Annotated in this window: 25 protein-coding genes; 5 read left to right on the forward strand and 20 right to left on the reverse strand. The window is 59.4% G+C overall.

Going from position 1 to position 23,011, the window contains the following annotated elements; all coding sequences use genetic code 11:
• Entirely contained in the window at positions 1–1,017 is a 1,017-nt protein-coding gene (locus tag D3P04_RS16165) for a sn-glycerol-3-phosphate import ATP-binding protein UgpC (RefSeq protein ID WP_119750740.1), read from the forward strand.
• Between the two features lie 74 nt (positions 1,018–1,091).
• On the opposite strand, the gene D3P04_RS16170 is transcribed toward D3P04_RS16165, so the two are convergent.
• Both D3P04_RS16170 and D3P04_RS16175 read right to left on the reverse strand, forming a co-directional pair.
• On the reverse strand, positions 1,092–2,078 hold the full coding sequence (locus D3P04_RS16170) for an NAD(P)H-quinone oxidoreductase (protein ID WP_119750894.1): 987 nt from the start codon (positions 2,076–2,078) through the stop codon (positions 1,092–1,094).
• A 12-nt stretch (positions 2,079–2,090) separates the two neighbouring features.
• Positions 2,091–2,747 (reverse strand): COQ9 family protein, encoded by a 657-nt coding sequence (locus D3P04_RS16175; RefSeq protein ID WP_119750742.1) that lies wholly within the window; start codon positions 2,745–2,747, stop codon positions 2,091–2,093.
• Between the two features lie 99 nt (positions 2,748–2,846).
• On the opposite strand from D3P04_RS16175, the gene rpsU reads away from it, so the two are divergent.
• On the forward strand, positions 2,847–3,053 hold the full coding sequence (rpsU, locus tag D3P04_RS16180) for a 30S ribosomal protein S21 (RefSeq protein WP_119750744.1): 207 nt from the start codon (positions 2,847–2,849) through the stop codon (positions 3,051–3,053).
• 62 nt (positions 3,054–3,115) lie between these two features.
• Here rpsU and D3P04_RS16185 read toward each other — a convergent pair whose 3' ends face one another.
• On the reverse strand, positions 3,116–3,712 hold the full coding sequence (locus D3P04_RS16185; RefSeq protein WP_119750746.1) for a glutathione S-transferase family protein: 597 nt from the start codon (positions 3,710–3,712) through the stop codon (positions 3,116–3,118).
• 64 nt (positions 3,713–3,776) lie between these two features.
• On the opposite strand from D3P04_RS16185, the gene D3P04_RS16190 reads away from it, so the two are divergent.
• The gene (locus D3P04_RS16190) at positions 3,777–4,499 is read left to right on the forward strand and encodes a helix-turn-helix transcriptional regulator (RefSeq protein WP_119750748.1); all 723 of its coding nucleotides are present in this window, start codon (positions 3,777–3,779) and stop codon (positions 4,497–4,499) included.
• Between the two features lie 71 nt (positions 4,500–4,570).
• On the opposite strand, the gene D3P04_RS16195 is transcribed toward D3P04_RS16190, so the two are convergent.
• From D3P04_RS16195 to D3P04_RS16260, 14 genes are all read right to left on the reverse strand, one after another.
• Positions 4,571–5,320 carry an outer membrane protein gene (locus tag D3P04_RS16195; protein ID WP_119750750.1) on the reverse strand — a complete coding sequence of 250 codons (750 nt, stop codon included), beginning with the start codon at positions 5,318–5,320 and terminating at the stop codon, positions 4,571–4,573.
• Between the two features lie 199 nt (positions 5,321–5,519).
• The gene (gyrB, locus tag D3P04_RS16200) at positions 5,520–7,958 is read right to left on the reverse strand and encodes a DNA topoisomerase (ATP-hydrolyzing) subunit B (RefSeq protein WP_119750751.1); all 2,439 of its coding nucleotides are present in this window, start codon (positions 7,956–7,958) and stop codon (positions 5,520–5,522) included.
• Positions 7,959–8,052: 94 nt separating this feature from the next.
• Positions 8,053–8,688, reverse strand: a complete 636-nt coding sequence (locus tag D3P04_RS16205) for a LysE family translocator (protein ID WP_119750753.1) — start codon at positions 8,686–8,688, stop codon at positions 8,053–8,055.
• Complete coding sequence (gene recF, locus D3P04_RS16210) at positions 8,685–9,752, reverse strand: DNA replication/repair protein RecF (protein WP_232845047.1); 1,068 nt, start codon at positions 9,750–9,752, stop codon at positions 8,685–8,687. The genes D3P04_RS16205 and recF overlap by 4 nt, the downstream gene beginning before the upstream one ends.
• 11 nt (positions 9,753–9,763) lie before the next feature.
• Complete coding sequence (gene dnaN, locus D3P04_RS16215; RefSeq protein ID WP_119750757.1) at positions 9,764–10,882, reverse strand: DNA polymerase III subunit beta; 1,119 nt, start codon at positions 10,880–10,882, stop codon at positions 9,764–9,766.
• A 99-nt stretch (positions 10,883–10,981) separates the two neighbouring features.
• A complete protein-coding gene (gene dnaA / locus D3P04_RS16220) occupies positions 10,982–12,385 on the reverse strand; it encodes a chromosomal replication initiator protein DnaA (protein WP_408634385.1) in 1,404 nt (467 codons plus the stop codon).
• Positions 12,386–12,905: 520 nt separating this feature from the next.
• Positions 12,906–13,175: a 30S ribosomal protein S20 gene (rpsT, locus tag D3P04_RS16225; RefSeq protein WP_119750759.1), complete on the reverse strand. Its 270-nt coding sequence runs from the start codon at positions 13,173–13,175 to the stop codon at positions 12,906–12,908.
• 105 nt (positions 13,176–13,280) lie between these two features.
• Positions 13,281–14,057 carry an enoyl-CoA hydratase gene (locus D3P04_RS16230; RefSeq protein WP_119750761.1) on the reverse strand — a complete coding sequence of 259 codons (777 nt, stop codon included), beginning with the start codon at positions 14,055–14,057 and terminating at the stop codon, positions 13,281–13,283.
• A gap of 99 nt (positions 14,058–14,156) precedes the next feature.
• Complete coding sequence (locus tag D3P04_RS16235) at positions 14,157–14,753, reverse strand: hypothetical protein (protein ID WP_119750763.1); 597 nt, start codon at positions 14,751–14,753, stop codon at positions 14,157–14,159.
• A complete protein-coding gene (locus D3P04_RS16240) occupies positions 14,750–15,571 on the reverse strand; it encodes an ABC transporter permease (protein WP_119750765.1) in 822 nt (273 codons plus the stop codon). The genes D3P04_RS16235 and D3P04_RS16240 overlap by 4 nt, the downstream gene beginning before the upstream one ends.
• On the reverse strand, positions 15,568–16,290 hold the full coding sequence (locus tag D3P04_RS16245; protein WP_119750774.1) for an ABC transporter ATP-binding protein: 723 nt from the start codon (positions 16,288–16,290) through the stop codon (positions 15,568–15,570). Before D3P04_RS16245 ends, D3P04_RS16240 begins: the two co-directional genes overlap by 4 nt.
• Before the next feature lie 6 nt (positions 16,291–16,296).
• The gene (locus D3P04_RS16250) at positions 16,297–16,866 is read right to left on the reverse strand and encodes a cupredoxin domain-containing protein (RefSeq protein ID WP_119750776.1); all 570 of its coding nucleotides are present in this window, start codon (positions 16,864–16,866) and stop codon (positions 16,297–16,299) included.
• A 152-nt stretch (positions 16,867–17,018) separates the two neighbouring features.
• Positions 17,019–17,978 (reverse strand): YVTN family beta-propeller repeat protein, encoded by a 960-nt coding sequence (locus D3P04_RS16255; RefSeq protein ID WP_119750778.1) that lies wholly within the window; start codon positions 17,976–17,978, stop codon positions 17,019–17,021.
• An 8-nt stretch (positions 17,979–17,986) separates the two neighbouring features.
• The gene (locus tag D3P04_RS16260; RefSeq protein WP_119750780.1) at positions 17,987–19,177 is read right to left on the reverse strand and encodes an ABC transporter substrate-binding protein; all 1,191 of its coding nucleotides are present in this window, start codon (positions 19,175–19,177) and stop codon (positions 17,987–17,989) included.
• 181 nt (positions 19,178–19,358) lie between these two features.
• Here D3P04_RS16260 and D3P04_RS16265 point away from each other — a divergent pair, with 181 nt between their 5' ends.
• The gene (locus D3P04_RS16265; RefSeq protein WP_182912899.1) at positions 19,359–19,919 is read left to right on the forward strand and encodes an SRPBCC family protein; all 561 of its coding nucleotides are present in this window, start codon (positions 19,359–19,361) and stop codon (positions 19,917–19,919) included.
• A 3-nt stretch (positions 19,920–19,922) separates the two neighbouring features.
• The gene (locus D3P04_RS16270) at positions 19,923–20,888 is read left to right on the forward strand and encodes a YncE family protein (RefSeq protein WP_119750782.1); all 966 of its coding nucleotides are present in this window, start codon (positions 19,923–19,925) and stop codon (positions 20,886–20,888) included.
• Here the strand turns inward: D3P04_RS16270 and D3P04_RS16275 are convergent.
• The 3 genes from D3P04_RS16275 to D3P04_RS16285 are packed head-to-tail and all read right to left on the reverse strand — an operon-like array spanning position 20,863 to position 22,794.
• On the reverse strand, positions 20,863–21,393 hold the full coding sequence (locus tag D3P04_RS16275; protein WP_119750783.1) for a PQQ-dependent catabolism-associated CXXCW motif protein: 531 nt from the start codon (positions 21,391–21,393) through the stop codon (positions 20,863–20,865). The two genes, D3P04_RS16270 and D3P04_RS16275, sit on opposite strands and share 26 nt — an antisense overlap.
• Positions 21,390–22,205: a quinoprotein dehydrogenase-associated putative ABC transporter substrate-binding protein gene (locus D3P04_RS16280; protein WP_119750785.1), complete on the reverse strand. Its 816-nt coding sequence runs from the start codon at positions 22,203–22,205 to the stop codon at positions 21,390–21,392. The genes D3P04_RS16275 and D3P04_RS16280 overlap by 4 nt, the downstream gene beginning before the upstream one ends.
• Position 22,206: 1 nt before the next feature.
• Complete coding sequence (locus D3P04_RS16285) at positions 22,207–22,794, reverse strand: c-type cytochrome, methanol metabolism-related (protein WP_119750787.1); 588 nt, start codon at positions 22,792–22,794, stop codon at positions 22,207–22,209.
• Between the last annotated feature and the right edge of the window lie 217 nt (positions 22,795–23,011).

Raw genomic sequence — 23,011 nt, forward strand, 5'->3', positions numbered from 1 at the left:
ATGGCGTCAATTACCCTCGATAATGTCGGCAAGGTCTATCCCGGCGACACCCGCGCCGTGGGCGATGTGAATATCGAAATCGCGGATGGCGAATTCATCGTGCTTGTCGGCCCTTCGGGCTGTGGCAAATCCACATTGCTGCGCATGGTCGCAGGACTGGAAAGCATCACTGACGGAGAGATCCACATCGGCGAACGTGTCGTCAACCAGATCGAGCCCGCCGATCGCGACATCGCCATGGTGTTTCAGAATTACGCGCTGTATCCGCATATGTCAGTGCGCCAGAACCTTGCCTATGGGCTGAAGAACCGCGGCACGCCCAAGGCCGAGATCGAGCGGCGGGTGAACGACGCCGCGGAGATCCTTCAGATCGGCCAGTATCTCGACCGCAAGCCCCGGGCGTTGTCGGGCGGTCAACGTCAGCGGGTCGCCATGGGCCGCGCCATCGTCCGCGAACCGGCGGCTTTTCTGTTCGATGAACCGCTGTCGAATCTTGATGCCAAGCTGCGCGTGACCATGCGGCTGGAAATCAAGCAGTTGCAGAAACGCCTGCGCACGACCTCGATCTATGTCACGCATGATCAGCTGGAGGCGATGACACTGGCCGACCGTCTGGTGGTGCTGAACGGCGGGCGGGTCGAACAGATCGGCACACCGCTTGAACTGTACCGCCGCCCGGCATCGACCTTCGTCGCGGGTTTTATCGGCAGCCCGGCGATGAATCTGATCCCCTCTCGCGCCGTTCCCAACCTGCCCGGCACCGCGCATGCCGATACGATCGGCATCCGGCCCGAGGATCTGAGCGTGACGGAAGATGGCCCCATCGAAATGAACGTTTCCGCCGTCGAGGAACTGGGCGCGCAGCGGCTGATCCATGGCCAGACCGGCGGCGAGGCGATTACGATCACCTATCCTTCGGACGCGCCGCTGGCCGAAACGCTGCGGCTGGGTTTCGACCGCAAGAACCTGCATCTGTTCGACAGCAAAAGCGGGGCGCGGATAGACAAGGCGCGATGACCTGCCCGAAGCTCTGATTTATGGATATTTGAATGAAGAAGGGGCCGGTGATTCCCTCCCGGCCCCCTTATGTCTCAGTCGTCCGCGACTTTCAGGACGATCTTGCCGATATGCCCGCTGCTTTCCATGCGGCGATGTGCTTCGGCGGCGTCTTTCAGGGCGAATTCGCTGTCGATACTGACTTTGACAGCCCCCGATTCAAGCATCGGCCAAAGATGTTCGCGCAGTGATTCGGCGATCCGGGCCTTTGCCGCATCCGATTGAGGGCGCAGGGTCGAGCCGGTGACATTCAATCGCTTGACCATGATCTGCGCGAAATTCACCTCGGCCTTGGGGCCTTCGAGGAACGCGATCATGACAAGCCGGCCATCATTGGCCAGAGTCTTGATATTACGCGGAATATAGCTACCCCCAACCATATCGAGGATCAGATCGGCACCGCCTTCCTCGCGCAGGATCTTGACGAAATCCTCGTTGCGATAATTGATCGCCGTTGCACCCAGATCGGCAATCGCGGCGCATTTTTCGTCATTCCCGGCAGTTGCCCAGACACGGGCGCCCAGCGCATGAGCAATCTGTATCGCCATCATGCCGATGCCCGAGGTTCCTCCGTGAACCAGAAAGCGCTCACCCGCCTGCAAGCCGCCGCGGGTAATGATATTCGACCATACGGTAAAGCTGGTCTCGGGCAGGCAGGCGGCCTCGCGCAGATCAAACCCTTCGGGAATCGCCAGGGCGTGATCGCCGTGGCACACCGCATATTCGGCATACCCGCCGCCCGGCAGAAGCGCCGCCACCTTGTCACCGACACGCCAGCGGGTCACGCCAGCACCGATGCCCACCACCTCGCCCGATGCTTCCAACCCGGGCAGATCCGATGCATCCGGCGGCGGCGCGTAATTACCCTGACGCTGCAAGACATCCGGCCGGTTTATCCCGGCATAGGCAATCTTGATCAGGATCTGGTCATATCCGGGCACCGGCAACGGGCGGTCCGTCAGTCGCAGCCCATCCGCATCGCCGGGGGTGGCAATCTCAACCGCCTTCATCATGTCCGAGATCATGGTCACTCCTTATCTGGTTCGGGTCTTTCCCGGCAGGTTACGGCCTCGCGGCTTGTGTATCCACCCGAAAGCGAGATCACCAAGCGGTGCCACGCCCGGAATCCTGCGCAGGCTGGCCTTGGTCTTTTCGAAAGCCATGACGCCCTCGATTCTCCGATCGATAAAGCGCCTTGTCTCGCCATGACCGTCCGACTCGTCGCCCAACCAGAACAGGACCGTGGAGCCGATCACCGCCGAAAGCGTCGCCCGTTTCGTGTACCAGTTGGCATCCTCGGAACTGTCGCCAAGGCCGGTCCAGATCACATCCGCCGTTTCCCATATCAGCCGGGCGCCAAGCGCGGCATTGACCGGAAGCGCCAGAGTCGCCGCGGCGGCGCGCACGATCTCGGGCTGAATCAGCGAAAGACGGTGCCAGACCGCTTCGGCGACACGGTCGCGAAAAGCGCCCTCGGGCGGGGTGGCGGTCAGCCATTCGCGCAGCTTGTCATCGGCCCCGCGATGATAAGCCGCCGCCAATCCCGCGCCGCCCTGAGGGAAATGGACGCGGGCAAGTGATTCGGGCATGTTGATCGAGGCGGCCCCGGCCAGCAGCGCCCGATCGTTCATTCCATCGAACGGCACATGCTCCAATGCCGCATTCAGCAGTTTTTCCCGGTCTGTTTCCATCGGTTTCCGACCTTCTTCTGGACAAGAGATCATTCCGCTGGTAGAAGAGCGCCTCCTGCAATCTGTTCAACTCTAACCTAGGAAGGTGGTGACAACCACATGCAGGTCAGTGTTCGCGACAATAATGTCGAACAGGCACTTCGCGCCCTGAAGAAAAAACTTCAGCGCGAGGGGGTTTTCCGCGAAATGAAGCTTCGGCAACATTTCGAGAAGCCGTCGGTCAAGAAAGCCCGTGAAAAGGCTGAGGCCATTCGCCGCGCCCGCAAGCTGGCTCGTAAAAAAGCCCAGCGCGAAGGCGCGCTGTAAGACAACGCGATATGCGCAATCAGCAACCCCCGTGGCAGCGCCGCGGGGGTTCGCTTTTCGGGTCAGCTATTGTCTCGCTGATGGGTGATTCGCACCGAATCCCGGTCCTGACAGCGGGCGACCCATGCATCGATGGCCGGAGTCGAAGGCATCTGATCGCCGAACCACGCAAATGGCCCCGAGCACAGGATATCAACGGCACTGAACCTGTCACCCAGAAGATAGGGATGCGCTGTCAGCACCTCGTCCAGACGGGCCAGCATCGTGTCATAATCCCGCAATGACGCCTGAATCGCCGGGTGCGTAAGCCCCGCGAAATGCAGGATCGCGACCGGCTCGATCACCCCCTGATAATAGAACAGCCAGGACAGATATTCCCCACGCTGCGGATCTCCGGGCGGGCGGCCAAGCCCGCTTTCGGGAAACATGTCGGTCAGATAGGTGATGATCGCGCCGCGTTCGCGGATATGGTCGTCGCCATCGACAAGATAGGGCACCTTTCCTTCCGGATGCGGATTCTTCGGATCGTGGCTGCCCGAGCCATCCTGACGGGGAATGGTGACGTTGACGATGTCGATCCGGTCGGCAATTCCCATCTCTTCGATCAATTGAACGATGGCGGTCGAGCGACTGTTGGACGCGTGATAAAGAGTTCGCATGACTTGTCTCCTTGGAAATTGAGAGCCAAGGATTAACCCATCGCTCCTGACAGAAAGAGGCAGCATGGCCCGAACCGATCGTTTGATGCGTCTGATGAATGTGCTGCGGCGATTGCCCGCGCCGGTTACCGCCGCACGGCTTGCGCAGGAAACCGGTGTATCGCAACGGCAATTGTATCGAGACATCGCGACGCTGCGGGCGGGCGGTGCGTTGATCGATGGTGAAGCCGGCGTCGGTTACAGCCTGACCGAAGATCCGGCTTTGCCGCCGCAAAGCTTTTCGCGACTTGAAATCGAGGCTTTGAAGCTGGCGGTGGACGCGCTGGGCCGGATCGGCGATGCCGAGCTGATCTCGGCCGGGCATGACGCGCTTTCGCGGATTATCGCCTCTTTGCCGGAAAGACAGGCCCGGCAGGCATTGCACGCGGTGATGCGGAGTTTCGAATCCGGCCCCGATCGCGACCCGCCGAATGTCGATCTGGCAGAGATTCGGACCGCCTGCTGGGAGGAAGGGGCGCTTGAAATCGTATATACCGATCTGAACGGTACGCGGTCGCACAGGGTGATCTGGCCGCTGGGCATATCCTATACACAGCACACGCTGATGCTTCTGGCGCATTGCCGGTTACGGATGGATTTTCGTATTTTTCACGTCAACCGTATCGAAACGCTAAGACGGACCGACGAAAGCTTTCGTCCCCATCGGGTTCCGCTGATACGCGAATATACGGCGGTCCGCAGGGCGCAAAGGGGAAAGATGCGTCAACCGGGATGCCAAAGGACCTGAAATCCGGGATAATATGGAAAAAGGGCCGGCGCTGTGAAGCGACCGGCCCTTTGCGGATCTGTATCGACAGATCAGAAGCGGTAGTTGACACCGATTTTCAGGTTGTGATGTGCGGGCGAAGCGCTCGTCTGCAGACCTGCCTCGTCAAACGTCACATCGGTATTTTCGAAATGACGGTATTCCCACTCACCAAACATGGACAGACGCTCGTTCAGCTTACGCTCAACGCCCAGACCAGCAGTCACACCGGTATCCGAGAAGCTTTCGGTTTCCGAATCGCCACCGCTCTTGACGGTGTAGTCGAAATCACCATGAGCGACGCCGAAGGTACCGTAAACCAGCGTGCTGGGATTGATGGCATAGCCGGTTTTCATCCGCAGACCGACAAGGTAGTTCACCTTGGCTTCGGTGTTCAGATCATCCAAGCCGAATGCCGGGGTGTTGCCGTCTTCTTCGATGGCGCCACCTTCGATCGCGAGCTCCGGGCCGAAGACCCAGTTATCGCGCTGCCAGCGATATCCGACATGCGCACCAAGATTGGCGCCTTTCAGGTCAACACTGCCGACATCGTTCGCGCGGCCGATAACGTCACCATTCGCGTCAAGCGCACGGAAACCGACGGAATCGTCACCACCGAAAGCATAGCCCAGCGCGGCACCGACATAAGCACCGGCCCAATCGCCTACTGGAGTAGGCTGCTCAACAACTACTGGTTCAGGCGCGACAACAGGTTCAACATAGCCGCCTGCAATGGCAGCACCGCTTGCCAGAAGCGCGATGCCGGATGCGGCGCCAACTGCCGAAAGAATTTTTCCACGCATTCCAAATCTCCATTCTCAATAAGTGCCGGATGCCTCATGCTGACCGCGTAGGCAGCCCGACATATGTAGGCGGAGTTAACGCTTTACGTCATGGAAATGCAATCAAAGCGAGCCTTAAATTCCCGTGAACAGCATAAAGGGGTCGCCAAGCGAAGCAGATTTACAACACTGTCAAGAATCGATTCTGAAAATCCATTCGTCATATATCGAGATTCTCGACGCTCAGCGCATTTTGCTGAATGAATTCGCGACGAGGCTCAACCACGTCTCCCATCAGCTTGGTAAAGAGGTCTTCCGCCTCGGCGACATCGTCAATCCTGACCTGAAGCATCGTTCGCGCAGCGGGATCCAGCGTTGTTTCCCAAAGCTGTTCGGGATTCATCTCTCCCAAACCCTTGTAGCGCTGCAGCGACAGGCCTTTTTCGCCTTCAAGGAAGATCGCGGAAAGCAGGCTTAGCGGGCCGTAAATCGGAATGACGCGCTCTTTCCGGACCAATGTCGCGGGCGCGCCGTAAACTTCCTGCAGGACCTGAGTCATTTCACCCAGACGCCGGCTTTCGCCACTGCGCAGCATCTGACCGTCAAGCGTGCGGCTTTCCTCGACCCCGCGCAATATCCGAGACAGGCGGATACCGCCATCCTGGGTCGGACGACCAGTCCAGCCACGTTCGTATTCCTCGGCCACGATATCCAGACGGGCGGCTACGGCATTCGCCACATCCTGCGCGCCGTTATCCATGCGGCCCTGCAACAATGCGCCCGCAATCGCCGCCTGTTCGGTGATATGCGGTGGATAATGGGTCGGGTAGGCACGCAGGATCCGCCTTGTGGTCCGGGCCTCTTCCACAACGCGGACAAGATCGTTTCCGATGATATCCTCGCCAGAGCCAAGGCGCAGCACGGCTCCTTCGATCCCCTGCTGAACCAGGTAATCGTCAAGCGCGGCCTCGTTCTTCAGATACACCTCGGAGCGCCCGCGCCCGACCTTGTAAAGCGGCGGTTGCGCAATATAGAGATGCCCGGCCTCGATCAGTTCCGGCATCTGGCGGAAGAAGAAGGTCAGCAGAAGCGTACGGATATGCGCGCCATCGACATCGGCATCGGTCATGATGATGACCTTGTGATAGCGCAGCTTGTTCAGATCGAATTCATCGCGCCCGATCCCGGTGCCAAGCGCGGTGATCAGAGTGCCTACCGTTTCCGAAGACAGCATCCGGTCGAAACGCGCCCGCTCCACGTTCAGGATTTTTCCGCGCAAAGGCAGCACCGCCTGATTCTTCCGGCTGCGGCCCTGTTTGGCCGATCCACCCGCCGAGTCACCCTCGACGATGAACAATTCAGACAGCGCGGGATCTTTCTCCTGACAATCGGCCAGCTTTCCGGGCAGGCTGGCGACATCCATCGCCGTCTTGCGGCGGGTCAGTTCACGAGCTTTTCGCGCCGCCTCACGGGCAAGCGCGGCTTCAACGATCTTACCGACGATCTGCCTGGCTTCCCCGGGATTTTCCTCGAACCATTCGGACAGCTTTTCGTTGACCAGACCTTCGACTGCCGGACGAACCTCGCTTGAGACCAGTTTATCCTTGGTCTGGCTTGAGAATTTCGGATCTGGCACCTTGACGGACAGCACACAGGTCAACCCTTCGCGGGCATCATCGCCGGTGAAATCGACCTTTTCTTTCTTCGCGATCCCGCTGGACTGGGCATATTGGTTAATCACGCGGGTCAACGCGCCCCGGAACCCGGCCATATGGGTTCCGCCATCCCGCTGAGGGATATTGTTGGTAAAGGGCAATACGGTTTCATGATAGCTGTCATTCCACCACATCGCCACTTCGACGCCGATATCATTGCGCTCGCCGGTGATAAAGATCGGCTCGGCCATGACCGGGGTCTTGGAACGGTCGAGATATTTCACGAATTCCCGCACACCGCCGTCATAATACAGCTCGCTGCGCTGCAATTCGGAATGGCGGCTGTCCTCGATGATGATGCGCACGCCGCTGTTCAGGAAGGCAAGCTCACGCAGGCGGTTTTCCAGCGTCTTGAAGCTGTATTCCAGGTCGCTGAAGGTGCCGTTCGGATCAGTGATCTTGCTTGACGCCAGAAAGCGCACCTCTGTCCCGGTCTCGCCCTCGGCCGCGTCGCCGACGACGCGCAGATGTTCGACCGTTTCGCCCTTCTCAAACCGGACGTAATGTTCCTTGCCATTGCGCCAGACGCGCAGTTCCAGCCAATCGCTGAGGGCGTTCACGACGGATACGCCCACCCCGTGCAGACCGCCCGAAACCTTGTAGCTGTTCTGATCGAACTTTCCGCCGGCATGAAGCTGGGTCATGATGACTTCGGCCGCGCTTACCCCTTCCGAGGCATGCATGGCGACAGGGATGCCACGACCATTGTCACGCACGCTGACGCTGTTATCGGCGTGAATCTTGACCAGAACATAGTCGGCATGACCCGCCAAAGCCTCGTCGATACCGTTATCGACGACCTCGTAAACCATATGGTGCAGGCCGCTGCCGTCATCAGTATCGCCGATATACATCCCCGGGCGTTTGCGGACAGCCTCCAACCCCTTGAGAACCTTGATGGAATCGGCGCCATATTCTTCGATTTTCGGGGCGTTCTCGGTCATGTGTTATTGTTCCTGTCAATCTGATGACGATATAGACATTCGCAAAGGGAAAGTCACGGCAAACACTGGGTTTTTTCCAGTTATCCGGCCAGTTTCAGCCTGCCAGCAACTGACCCAGCCCGATAACACAGCCAACCGCGATCAAAAGCCCGCCGGAAACCAGATTCATGCGCCGTAAACCGCTCGGGCTGGACAGCCTGTCACGGGCAGCGGCGATTACCCCGCCCATACCGAGATTGAGGAAAAACGGGACCATGCAGGACATGACGACGATTGTCGTGATGTCAGGGCCGGTCAGCTTGCCGACGTCGAAAAAGCCCGGCAGCACGCCGACATAGAAAAGCGCCGCCTTGGGATTTCCGGCAATCGCAAGAAGACCGGCCGAGAATCCAGCCCAGATGCCACCCCGGGTCAGGCGAGAATCGCGTTCGACCGGTTGCGATGCCTTTCGCAGCAGCAACAGACCCATTCCAATAAAGACGGCAGCGGCCACCCAGCGCATCGCCTCGATCAGCACAGCATTTTGCGAAACGATCACCGCCAGCCCGAAAATCGCGATCAATGGCCAGATCGCGTCACCTATGGCCACTCCGATCGCCAGCGGCCAGACACCTCGAAACCCCGACGCAAGCGCCCGCGCGATAATCGCCACCCAGACAGGCCCCGGCGTGAACCAGATCCCGACCATGGCAATGGCGTAAAGCCAGATCGACTCGGCAGGTAATGTCATTGAACCTCCGTGATGGCGGAAATGCCGCCCTGTTTGCCAACCGCCATGCGCCTTGCCCTATCCGCGAATGCGTCAAAGAGTTCGGGGCCGGTTCCGGTCAGGACTGACTGCGCCGGCAGCTCGACAAGCTGATCATACAGCGCGGCCCGCCGGTCGGCGTCCAGATGGGCGGCAACCTCATCCAGCAGCAGGACCACCGGCTGATCCGACAAAGCGCGCGCATTGGCCAGCACCAGAGACAACAGCAACGCTTTCTGCTCGCCGGTCGAGGATAGTGCGGCAGGGGTGTTCGCCGGACCCCAATGGGCCCCAAGATCGGCGCGATGCGGCCCGGTCAGACTGCGACCCGCCGCCAGATCCCGCGGGCGCATATCGGCCAATCGCGACGCGATGCTTTCCTCGTCAGTATCATCCGCCCGCCCCTCGCCCGGCAGCAGGGCAAGAACCGCCGCCGGAAATCCGGTCGCGCTTTCATCCTGTGCGGCCATGATCCGTGTCAGGGCGTCCTGCCGGTTGCGGGTCAGTGCCGCGCCAGCCCGCGCCATCTGCGCCTCCAGCGCCCGATACCATGCGGGATCGCCGACCTGATCTTTCAGCAGGCGGTTCCGTTCCCGCATGGGTTTTTCATAGGCAAGCGCCAGCTCGGCATGATCCGGGCAAAGGCTGAGTGTAACCCGGTCAAGAAACCGGCGCCGGGTTTCGGGCGGATCCGTCCAAAGCCGATCCATCGCCGGAACCAGCCAGATAACCCGAAGCAGCCGTCCCAAAACGGTTTGCGGCACCTGCTTGTCATCCAGAACAACCGTGCGGGATCCTTCGGGCGGGGCCGAGGTTTCCACGTCGTGATCCTGAACACGCGCCCGGATACGCCAGCCCGCATCCGGTCCTCCATGCCGCGCCTGATCCCTTGCGGCAACACCGCGCAGCCCGCGGCCGGGGGCAAGCATCGACAGGGCCTCCAGGATATTCGTCTTGCCCGATCCGTTCGGGCCAAAGATGGCCAAAGGCTGCCGGTCCAGTTCCAGCTCAAGGCGCGACCACGAGCGGAACTGAGCCAGAGACAATTCCGTAACCGTCACACCCGCATCGGCATGACGACATAGATGGCGCTTTCGTCGCCGCCTTCACGGATCAGTGCCGCATCGCCCGGACCATTGAACATGAAGACCGCATTGTCGCGATCGACCTGGCTTGCGATCTCGTGCAGATATTTGGCGTTGAAGCCGATCTCCAGCGCCTCGTCGGAATAGGCCACGATCAGCTCTTCGTCGGCGGTGCCGGAATCCGGCGCATTCACCGACAGCACCAGCCGATCGGAATCCAGCGAAAGCTTGACGGCCCGCGAACGCTCACTGCTGACGGTTGCGACGCGGTCGACGGCACGGGTAAAATCGCTGGCATCCACTTCAAGCCTGCGGCTGTTATTCGCGGGAATGACGCGGGTATAATCGGGGAACGTCCCGTCAATGACCTTCGAGGTCAGGGTAATCTCGGGCGTCGCGAAGCGGATCTTGGTTTCGCTGACCGAGACGGCGATATCTGCCTCGTCATCATCCAGCAATTTGCGCAGCTCACCTACGGTCTTGCGCGGCACGATCACGCCCGGCAGGTCATTCGCGCCCTCGGGCAGCGGTGCGTCGATCCGCGCCAGACGATGCCCATCGGTCGCCACGCAGCGCAGCACTTGCCCGTCTTCGGATTGCGCCACATGCATATAGACGCCGTTCAGATAATACCGCGTCTCCTCGGTCGAGATGGCAAATTTCGCCTTGTCGAACAACCGACGCAGCACCGAAGCCGAGGCCGTGAAATTCGCCGCATATTCCGTTGCCGCCAAGGCCGGGAAATCCTCTCGCGGAAGGGTCGCAAGGCTGAAATTCGACCGCCCGGCCTGAACCGTCAGCCGCCCCGCCGCATCGTCCGAGGTGATCTGCACAAGCGCGCCATCGGGCAGCTTTCGCGCGATTTCGTTCAGCATCACGGCACTGACGGTCGTGGCGCCGGGCAGTTCGACCTGGGCAGGGGCGCGGTCCACCACCTCGATATCCAGGTCCGTGGCGCGGAAACTGACGCCCTCATCGGTCGTTTCGATCAGGACATTGGCAAGGATCGGAATGGTATTGCGCCTTTCCACCACCGATTGGGCCTGAGAAATGGCTTTGACCAGAACGGCGCGCTCGATCGAGAATTTCATCGTTCTTCCCTGTCCCTAAGGGCCATGTGGCCCATTCTCTGGACCCGATTTGTAACCGCCCCGAAAGGCGGTCACAAGGATAACATGAAACGATCGGTTTCAGGCTTCAAGTTGCCTGCGAAGCAAGGCGATATCCTCGGACAAACCGGTATCCGCATCGGACAGCTCCTCGATCTTGCGGACGCCATGCATGATCGTCGTATGATCGCGCCCGCCGAACCTGCGCCCGATCTCGGGCAGCGAACGATTGGTCAGTTGCTTCGACAGATACATGGCGATCTGACGCGGACGCGCCACGTTCCGCGCCCGTTTCGGTCCAATCATGTCAGCAAGGCGGATATTGTAATGCTCTGCCACCTTGCGCTGGATATCGTCGATAGAGATCTTGCGGTCATTCGTGCGCAAGATGTCAGTCAGGCATTCCTGCGCCACTTCCAGGGTGATCTCGCGCTGCAAAAGGCTGGCATGCGCAAAAAGCCGCTGCAACGCGCCTTCAAGCACGCGGACATTGGTGGTGATGCGACTCGCCAGAAATTCCAGCACGCCATTGCCGATCCGCAGATCGGCTTGTTGCTGGCGGAATACCTCGGTCTTGGATTGAAGGATACCAAGCCGCAATTCGTAGGTGGTAGGATGCAGATCCACGATCAGCCCGCATGACAAGCGTGACTTGATCCGCTCTTCCAGCCCCTTGATCTCGGCCGGGGTGCGATCCGCGGAAATGACGATCTGCTTGCCCTGATCAACCAGAGCATTGAACGTGTGGAAAAATTCTTCCTGCGTGCTTTCCTTGCCAGCGATGAACTGCACGTCATCGACCATCAGCATGTTCACATTGCGGAACATGCCCTTGAAATCCATGATCGTGCTTTCCCGCAAAGCCTGCACGAAGCGGTACATGAACTGCTCGGCCGATAGGTAAAGCACCCGCGCAGACGGATCGCGCTGCTGATAGGCATGTGCGATTGCATGCATCAGGTGGGTTTTGCCCAGTCCCACACCGCCATAAAGGAATAGCGGGTTGAACCCGACGGGCCCGCCCTCGGATACGCGGCGGGCAGCGGCATGCGCCAGCTCGTTGGGCTTGCCGACCACGAAATTGCCGAAAGTATAGCGCGGATCCAGCGGCGCACCGAGTTCCGGCCGGTCATGAACCGCATCGGCCACGGGCGCTGCGGCCTTGGCAGGGCGGGATCGGGTTTTTTGCCCGCTATCCGACGAATCCTGCGCGCGCGAGGCGACGTCGAATCGCAACCGTTCGACCTGCTGGCCGCTGCGGGATAATTCTCCGATGATATCATCCGCGAAATGCCTGCTGACCCAGTCCGAGATGAATCGGGTCGGGCTGTTGAAACGGGCGATCCCGTCTTCAACGCCCATCAGGCGAAGGGGCTTGATCCAGTGGTTGAAATTGTTTGGTCCAACGGATCTTTCCAGCTTGATACATGCTTGCCCCCAAATTTCGTCCATCGTTTCGCCCAGCCCTGATTCTGTCCGACCCATGCCAGTCAATCCGGCAAGTGTCCTGTCCCGCTTTCATTCTGGGAGACCGATAGGCGACAATCGACCCGGGCGGCCGCAATGCGGCCGCCAGACCGGGTTTCAACCCGTAACAGTTTTAGACACGGGGTTCAGAAGGCCAGTGGCAGCCGGCCGTCAAAACCCCAAGGGAAGAAGAAATATTCTTCATCACCCTACCACATCATAAGATCCGAATCGACTTCCGATCACGACGTGGCTTGTCCCCCAAATGCGACGTGAATCGCAGCCTGAAATTTGCAACAGTGAGACCGTTTGTGCAACTGAACTATGCGCTTGACAGAGATTGCCGGTGAACGAATCTGCAATCTCATTGACTCATAAGAGAAAATTTCAAAATTGTTGAGTTTGAAAGACTTAGCTTTATTCTCTGCAAATGCGAAAAACCAAAGCCGGACATACGGTTATCCGCATGTCCGGCTTTGGTGATTACGGCTTATCATACCGTATCAAAGCATTTTTCCGTTGTGCCGAAGCAGCTGGCTCAGGCTGCGGAAAGTGCTTTCACACGAGAAGAAAGGCGCGACATTTTCCGCGCTGCAGTATTTTTGTGCACGATGCCTTTGGTGACGCCACGCATCAGTTCGGGCTGGGCAGCTTTCAGTGTTTCGCGTGCGGTTTCGGCATTGCCCGAGGCAATCGCCTCTTCGACCTTGCGCAGATAGGTACGAATGCGCGACCGGCGGGCTTTGTTGACCTCGGTCTTGCGCAGGGTCTGGCGCGCGCGCTTCTTGGATTGGGGCGTATTTGCCATATCTATGCGGTTCCGACTGTTTTCGGGTGAATTCTTGAAGCCGCGCTTCTACGCGCGGCGGAAAAGCAAGTCAACCGTTCCCGGCGATTCTTTTCTCGCATCCGCCTATTTGTCGCGGAACTGTGGCTCGCGCTTTTCGATAAAGGCGGCCATGCCCTCTTTCTGATCCTCGGTCGCGAACATGGAATGGAAGCTGCGGCGCTCGAACAGAAGACCCTCGCGCAGACTCACCTCGTAGGAGCGGTTGACCGATTCCTTTACCGCCTTGGCCGTAACCGCGGATTTCTCGGCGATCTTCCGGGCTGCGGACATGGCCTCGGGAATCACCTTCGGCGTCGGCACCACGCGGCTGACAAGGCCCGAACGTTCCGCCTCGGCCGCATCCATGAAGCGGCCGGTCAGATTCATGTCCATGGCCTTGGATTTGCCGACGAACCGGGTCAGGCGCTGGGTGCCGCCGATCCCGGCCACCACGCCCAGATTTATCTCGGGCTGGCCGAATTTGGCATTCTCGCCGCAGATGATGAAATCGCACATCATCGCCAGTTCACAACCGCCGCCCAATGCATAGCCGCTGACGGCGGCGATCATTGGCTTGCGCACACGCTGAATCGCCTCGATCTTCGCACCGAAAAGGTCCTCGCCATAGACATCAACGAAGCTTTTCTCGGACATTTCCTTGATATCCGCACCCGCAGCAAAGGCCTTTTCGTTCCCCGTCAGGACAATGCAGCGTACCTTGTCGTTCTGGTCCGCCTCGGTCAACGCCCGCGACAGCTCATCAACAAGCTTGCTGTTGAGCGCGTTAAGAGCCTCGGGACGATTAAGACGAATCAGGGCAATCTGATCCTCTATTTCCACGATTATCGTTTCATAAGCCATTAGATCGGCCCTCATTGCTGTTAAGCATCGCCCGACTCCTAGCAGGGTGCCGGCAAGGTGGCCAGTATCGCGATGACGGATCCCGCCATCATTCCCCGATCAGTCGATATGCGCCGATAATGCCCGTCCAAGTGCGAATGCGCGCTGTTCAAGCAGCACCGGTGTTTCGCAGACATAGGTCAGGGACTGCTGGCGCTCGGTAAGGATACGCTGGTCCCAGTCAAGCGCCTCTTCCTCGGCGTCGATCGCGTCGAAATCGGGTTCCTCGGCGGCTTCCAGTTCTTCCATCCGGGCGCGGCGTTCTTCGATCCTTTTGGAAATTGCGACCTGGCTTTCTCCGTAACGCGCAATTCCGGCGATGATCGCGCTCCTCTCGGGCTCGATCCGATTGAAGATCGCCACCATAAGCGCCGTAAGCCTGGAAGCATCCGCCTGCTTGGCGAATTCGGCGATCTCGGCCTCGGCCTCTTCCAGAGGCAGGCGGCGTTGCTCCAACCGGTCGGCCAGAGCGGCGATCTCGGGATCCCTCGCCAATTCCTCGGTTTCTTCATCCGGTGGGGGTCCGGACCAGACCTGCCCAAGGGATAAATGCGGCTGCTTGCGTTGAATGCATGGCCAGGTCGGGTCGACGCCGCCGCTTGCCGCCAAAGCCGAGCCCGCTGCCATCGCAAGAATCAGTGTCAGGATATATTTCATGCCCTTCCCTTTCTTCGCGCCCAAAGGCCCTTTGCCGGATCATACATGAATACCGCTGCCCCGAAGAACCCCGCCAAACAGCCTAAAACCACCCCAAAAGACAGCCAGTTCACCTGCATATACAGCGCGAAGCGAATCAATTCGACAGCATGGGTGAACGGGTTGAAGGCGCAGATATCGTGCAGGATCGTCGAACTCTCGCGCATCCGCCACAAGGGATAAAGCGCGGAAGAGGCAAAAAACATCGGAAAGATAACGAAATTCATCACTCCGGCGAAATTCTCGAGTTGCCTGATCGCCGAGGACAGGAACAGCCCCATCGCCCCCAGCATCAGCCCCGACAGGATCAGGGCAGGCAGAACCGCCAGATAGCCGGATATGGGCGGACGCACATCCCAGAACCACGCGATGGCAAGGAATGTGTAGACCTGGATCACCGAGACCACCACGCCCGCGATCAGTTTCGCGCCCAGCAGGAACCAGCGTGGAAACGGACTGACCAGCAGGGTCCGCATTGCCCCGGTCTCCCGGTCATAAACCATCGACAGCGAGGATTGCATCCCGTTGAACAGCTGAATCATCGCGCAAAGGCCGGGCGTCACATAGACCTCGTAAAGCACATAGGTCTGATAGGGCTCGGTGATCGACAGGCCCAGAACCGCCCTGAACCCGGCGGCGAAGATGAACAGCCAGACCAGCGGCCTGACCAGCGCCGCCAGAAACCGCCCCCGCTGGTTGACGAAGCGCAATGTTTCACGGCGGGCGATACCGAGGAATGCCGTAAACCATGCACGGGGCGGAAAGGCGATATCGCTCATGCCGAGACACCGGTCAGATCCAGGAATGCCTGTGTCAGCCCCCGCTGGCCCGCGATCTCGGTGGCGGTTCCCCGCCGCAGCACTTCGCCCCGATGCAGGATCACCAGATCGTCTCCGGGCTGGATTTCATCCATGAGATGCGTGGCCCACAGGACCGATACGCCATTCCTTGCGATCAGATCGCGGGTCAGTTCCAGCACCTCGGCCCGGGATTTGACATCAAGCCCTACCGTCGCCTCGTCCAGCAACAGGATATCCGGCTGATGAATCAGGGCGCGGGCGATCTCGGCCCTGCGCTGCTGGCCACCCGACAGCGACGACACCCGGTCCCCGGCCTTTCCCTCCAGTCCGACCTGGGCCAGCATCTCGCCTATCCGCCCGGCCGCCTGACGGCGCGGAATACCATGCAGGCTGGCGTGGTAGGCAAGGTTCTGGCGCACGGTCAGATCGGCATCCATGGCGCGGCTTTGGAACACCACGCCCAGACGGGCAAGCGCCTGCGCGGGTTGACGCCGCAGATCATAGCCGGCGACCCGGATCACACCGGAACTATTGTTGTAAAGCCGCGTGATCAGCGAAAACAGCGTGGTCTTGCCCGCACCGTTCACGCCAAGCAATGCCGTGAACCCGCTGCCCGGCACCGTCAGCGAAACATCCTTCAGCGCCTCGACGGCGCCGAAGCTGTGACTGACCCGATCTATTTCAAGAGCTGCGGCCAATGTCGACTACTGAATGTTGAACACGGCTTGCTGCGTTTCACCGGAAGAGCCGGGGATCGACAGGGTGTAGCGCCCCGGAACAATCGCGATAAAGCTCATGCTGGCGGTGCCGGCATCATCGAATTCAAGGCTGTGTACCCCCATGGGCCGGATCTCGATATCGTTGATGACAACCTCGTTCACCCAGACGGCGCGGAAGAAATCCCCACCGGAAAGAGCCAGTTCCTGACTGCCATCCGCATTGATATCGATCCGGTAATAACCGCCGGATTTCAGAGTATACTCATCCGTCGCCACCGGCTGCCCCGACGCAAGCGTCAGCGGCGCCAGATCGGTCCGGTTGTCACGCGCCAATACCCCGGAAAACCCATAATCGAACTTGCCGGCCGCCTCGTGAACGCCTTCGCCGCCGCCACCGGCTTCCTCATCCTCATCGTCGTCATCATCGTCTTCCTGAGTAGCAACTGCCGCCGCGTCGGAATTCTCCGTTGCGGAATCGCCCTCGGTTTTGTCCTGCGCAGCGGCGGGCACGGCCAGTCCGGCCAGGATCATCAGAATTGCCAGTATACGGGTCATGTCTCTCTCCTTGAATTTCCGAATCCTTCAAACCAGGCGGATTCCCGTTTCTTCTTCTTTGTCCAAATACCTCCGGGGATCGCCGGCAGGTGCGCCACTGGTTCGGGAACCAGCCGGCGACGGGCTGGCCCCCGGCCATCGCGGAATGCAAATCAGTCCGGAGCGACAACAACCCCCCAGGGCTGCTGCCCCACCGGCACCGATTTCACCACTTCGAGCGATTCGACATCGATCACCGAGACATCGTTCGAATTGCCGTTGGTCGTGAACAGAAGCTTCTCATCCGGAGTGAAAGCCATCTGCCAGACGCGCTGCCCGACCAGAAGATATTCCAGCACCTCGTCCGTTTCCCCATCGATCACCGCAACCCGGTTCGCCGGACCAAGGGCCACGAAGACGCGGCTACCATCCGATGTGACCCGCACACCCACCGGCTGAATGGCCTCTGGCAGAACACCGGGGATCTCGAATTCGATCTTATGCACGATCTCCTGCGTCGCCGGATCGATCACACTGACCGTTCCGCCGATTTCCGCACTGACATAAAGCTTGCTGCCATCGTGATTGTATTCCGCAAAGCGTGGACGGCTGTCGACCAGCACATTGGCGGTGATCTCGAATGTCTCGCTGTCGATGAAATGGGCCATATTGGTGGTTTCAGAGGTGTTGATCACCACCTTGCCATCCGGACTGACCCCCATCCCCTCGGGTTCGACGCCCACCGGGATCTCGGCCAGCACCTGATGGGTTTCCGTATCCACGACCGTTACCAGGTTATCGTCCTCGTTTGCGATATAAAGCGGGTTTCCGGACGGGTGCAGCACGAATAATTCGGGATCGGGACCGGACGGAAGCGTGTGGGTCTCTTCCATCGTCTCGGGATCGAAAACCCGCACAAGATCATCGTCGGAGGCACAGACATAAAGTTCCTTGCCGTCCGGGCTGATGGTGATGCCACGCGGGCGGTTACCGACAGGATAGCTGCCGATCACCTCGAGCGTTTCGCTGTCGAGAACGGTGACATCGTTGCCTTTCTCGTTACTGACGAAAACCCGGTTGGCCAACACAGGAGTCGCAGCAAGGCAAAGTACAAGCGTCAGAAGATGTTTCATATCACCTCTCAGAAGGTACATTCGGTTTCGGAGCGGTCGATGCCCAATGTGTCAAGCTGACTGACCTGATGCAGATATTCGTCCTGCGGGCTGACCGAGGTCAGCAGCAGGTCGGTTACCAGCAGGATGGGCTGACGAACCTGATGGTCCCAATCGCGCATGGTCAGTTTCTGTCCCTTGAACCCGGCGACTTCGAACTGGTCCGACAGCATGAATTCCTTGAGCGTAGCGGGATCGCTGGACTGGCTGCGCGTCGCCGCCTCGCCGATCATGCGAAGGGCCAGCCATGTCAGATAATCCTCGTCCCGCATCGGACGGTTGGTCAGTTTCTCGAAGCGGTTCTGGAACTGGCTCGCGCCCCATGCTTCCATGGCCGCATGCCATGCACGGGGCATCAGCCCGGCCGAGCCGGTAACGGGCCGCGGATCCCATGTCTGATAAGGCAGATATCCGGCGAAGATCCCTGCGTCATCGGCAGCGACCACGACGTCATGTTCGGCCGCGCGCTGGGTAAAGACCGGCATCTGCTTCTGGACCTGCACATGGCCGGAATCGGTCCGGCGGGCGCCTCCGGTATCTTCGTAAACCCGCTCTTCCACGATCTTCGCGCCGAATTTCGTTGCCGAGCGCCGCAATGCTTCGGCGAAAGCGGCATCTTCGGGATGACTGCCCTCGATCAGGAACCAGCGGGACCATTTCTTCCACATGAGGAATTGCGCCAGACCATCGGCAAGCATCGCGTGACTGGGCGCGACGTGAATCGTGTTCGCCCGGCAATCCGTGCCGCGCAGGTTGTCACCATGCGCGGTCGCATTGAACAGCATCACCCGATCGCCCGCGTGATCGGCAAGCGACAGCATGGTTTCGTCATCGGCAAGAACCACGATGAACTCCACGCCCTCGTCGATCAGCCGATCCATTTCATCCGCAGCGGCGTCAGGCGTCGTGACGACCTCCTCCGCTTCGAAATCCTGGCCCATGAAACGGCCCGTGGTATCGTTGTCCTCGATGGCCAGACGCGCGCCGGCGAAACCCAGATCCTCGGGTGGCAATTCCAGTCGGGAAATGGGCGGCAGGCCGGCTTCCTCGACGCGCAGAACCGCCGAGGGAATAAGCGTCGCCTCGGGTTGATCCTGCGCCGCGACCGGAGCGGACATCATCCAGACTCCAGCCAAAAGTAGTATGATTCTCTTGAACATTTCGTTCCTCTCCCACTCGGTATACTGCGGGCACGAAGGTCCTGCGGCAAGCCGGTTTATCTTCCCGGTTGTATCGGGAACATTTGGCTACAGCTTTGGTCTTATGGACGTCGATCGATGCGACGTGCAATTTCGTTCGGGCCCGCCATTCACGGCGAATTACTGTAAAGGAACAGGGAATATGAAACTGAAAGCGCTTGCCGCCGTCGCATTTGGCGCGGCTTTGGTATTCGCGGGTATGGCGAATGCGCACGGCCCCTCGCGGCAAAAGGTCGAGATGAGTGTGACGTTGAATGCCAGCCCGGACGAAGTCTGGGAATTAATCGGGAATTTCAATGACATGAACTGGCATCCCGCTATCGACTCCACCGAGATGACACCGGAAGGCGCGCCCGCCGATGTGCCTGATGAATCCACCCGTGTGCTGCATCTGAAGGCCGATGAAGGCGATCCGACCATCACCGAACAGTTGATGGCGATCGATCCCGAGAAACACATGTATAAATACATGATCACCGAAGTCGCCGTCGAGGTCCTGCCGGTCACGAATTACTCATCGACCCTGCAGGTCAATGACAAGGACGGCAAGGCCGAGGTGATCTGGAAAGGCGGGTTCTATCGCGGTTTTCCGAACAATAATCCACCGGCAGAGCTGAATGACGAAGCTGCCATCGCGGCGGTCGAGGGCATCTATCAGGCCGGTATAGATGCATTGACCGAGCAATTCGGAAAGGCCGAGTAAACCATGCGGCGCGCACCGGCATCCATGACAAGCCGGGTGCGCCTGTTCGTTATGGCGGTATTTTTGCCATTTTCTCCGGCAGCCGCCGGGGATCTGGCGTTTATCACGTCGCAGAACGGCAATGCCGTCTCCATTGTCGATCTGAACAGCCACGAAATCATTGCGGACAGCCCCGTGGAAGGCGCTCCGGCTCCGGTCGCGTATGATCCACGCGGCGGACGCGCCTATGTGATTTCAGCCGATACCGGACGGCTTAGCGTATTGGACGAAGAGGCCCGTATCATCGATCGGCGGGAACTGGGTGAAGGTGCCTTTGGCGTCGCAGTCGCTCCGGATGGCGGCGTATTCGTGACCGATTGGTACCGTGGAAGGCTTCTAAGGCTGGATGGCACGCTGAAGGAGCTGTGGGCCGTTGATACGGGCGCAGCTCCGGCGGGGGTAGCAGTCAGCAATGACGGGCTGCTGGTGGCAACCGCGGATCGCGACGACAATCAGGTCAGTCTGTTCGACAGCCGCACCGGACGGCTGATCCGCAAGATAAAAACCGCGGGCGAACATCCCTTTGCCGTCACGTTTCACGCAGGCCGGATCTGGACCGCCGATGTCCAAAGCGATACCGTTTCCGTCATCGATCCCGTGAAGGGGCAGCTTGTCGGCCAGATCGAAACCGGCAATCACCCTTACGGCGTCGCCTTTGCCGGCGGACACGGGTTCATCACCAATCAATATGCCAGCACGCTGACAGTTTTCGACCCCGACAGTCTTGAAGTTCTGGAAGAGATCGAAGTTGGAGATTATCCCGAGGGCATCGCCCCCCTGCCTGATGGCAGCGGCGTGGTCGTCGCCAATTGGGATTCCGATACGGTCGTGATTGTCGATGCGAAAACATTTGAAATCACGGCAGAAATCGAGACCCCCGCAGGGCCACGCGCTTTTGGGCAGTTCACGGGTCGACAGGTTCAGCCCTGACCAGATCCGGGCCAAGCGTCTCTTGCCACGCATCCGTGCCGCCAGAGAACCACATCACCTGCGTGTAACCCATCGAAACAGCCCGTTTCGCGGCATTCCAGCTCATCCAGCAATCGGCGCGGCAGAAGATCACCAGCGGAGCAGCCTTGTCGCCGCCCGTAACCTGCTCCAGACCTTTCGTCAGCCGGGCTTCCTCGGCAGGGGACAGGTTCTGATAGCCGGTATCCCACAGCCAGACCGCGCCGGGAATCGTATCGTGGCGCGGTTCGTGCCAGAACGTATCTTCGGGCAGATTTTCGGGTTTGCGGGTCCGGGGATAGACATCGACGAAAGGGATGCCCTCATCATGCAGTTCCAGGGCCCGCTCCGCATCGATGGTCTCTGCCCCGGCGAGCGTTTCGGGGACCGGGGCGTTATAAGGTTCGCCCCGGTAGCCCTGCGGCTCGGGGACCTGCGCCAGAACCGGGGCGGCCGCAAATATGGCAGCCGCCGCCAGTCGGATCATTGCAGTAATTCCTTGCCATAATCGTCAACCAGCGGCACGCCCGCATCCCGCAAAAGCTGATCAATCTCGTCCTTGTGACGGCGCAGCAAGCTGTTCAGCTCGCGTTTCCATTCCTGTTCTTCCGGACGGACGCCCATGGTGATGCGATAAAACATCTTGGGCCCGGATGTCTCTTTCAGAAGCGGCGTGAACTGCAGATCGGGATCGTCCTTGATCCGGGGCCCAGCCACGGGTCCCCACAAGACCGCAGCATCAAGTGCGCCGTCGCTGACCTCTTTCAACAAATCGCCGATTGGATCCATGACCCGGCGATCCACCATCAGATCCCTGCCTTTCATGTCCTTGGCCAGCCCCGCCTGGGCCATGATCGTGGCCGGCGGCGTGCCTGCGATGACCCCGATTGGATGGTCCTTAAGCGCCGGATCGGTCAGATGATCGACCGCCGCCAATTCGTTATCCTTGCGAGTCACGATCCCATAGACAGAGGTGTAATAATGATTGGTGTTCTGCACCAGCTCGTCACCCTGAGCATAACCCATCACCACGTCACAGGTGCCGGCGCGCAACGTCTTGGCGATGAACCCCATTCCCGACGGAAACCACGTGTAAGTCACCGGCCTGTCCATGATCTTTCCGAACAGATCGGCCAGCTTGTTCTCGAACCCCGAGCCGTCCTTGACCGACATCGGCGCATTCGCGGGATCCGCGCAGACGCGGAACTGCGTGGTCGAACGCAGATCGGCCACCTGCGCGGTGGCCAGCCCGGACAGGCTGAGCCACAATGTCAACGCCGTGGTGAAGATTTGCCTCATGTCACATCGACATACAGGAATCTTCGGCGGTGGTAAACTCGTCAGGTTTGTCGGCCTTTTTCGGCGGACGCCCCCGCGGAATCGAGTCGGTGCCGCGCGCCAGAAGATAAACATAGATGTCATCGACATAGCACCAGACATTCTTGTTCGTACCGAAAGCCGGCATCACCTGATTTGCTGAATTGCTCACCTCTTGCTTACCCGAAGCGACGATCTCCTGATAATCGTAGTAATCCATCCGCAGGACCGAATTCTTCAATGCCGGCGCATAGGTCGAGCCTTCGCCATCCGGTCCGTGACAGACATGGCATTCCGCGTGGTAGCGCCGGAAACCCGAAAAGGTGGCGTAATCGACTGTGCCATCCTCTTCGACCTTGAAGGTCGGAACACCTTCCTCGTTATACCAGCGACCGTCCATCATCTCGGATGGGGTGATGTCATGACCACTTGGCATGACAGTCTGATCTTCTTTCAGTTCGACTTCTTCATCGGTTGGCTGAGCGTTTTCACTGGTTTCATCCTGCGCGATGGCTGTGCTGGCCAGGGTCGCGCCAAGAACCAGCGCCGCAAGGCTGGTGATGGTTTTCATGGTCGAGTTTCCTCCAAATGTCTAACGCCCGCTCTCCTCAGACGTAACCGCCCCAGTTTATCGCCGGGGCGGCCCTTTCACAGATCAACTTTGCTTTTTCGGAACGAAAGTATTAGCCCGAGGTGGATTATTCCGCCGGAGCCTCTTCTTCGGCTGGCGCTTCTTCGGCAGGTGCCTCTTCTGCGGGCGCTTCCTCAGCAGGAGCCGCCTCAGCCTC

Source organism: Paracoccus onubensis (assembly GCF_003591515.1).
In the GTDB taxonomy this organism is placed as follows: Bacteria; Pseudomonadota; Alphaproteobacteria; order Rhodobacterales; family Rhodobacteraceae; genus Paracoccus; species Paracoccus onubensis.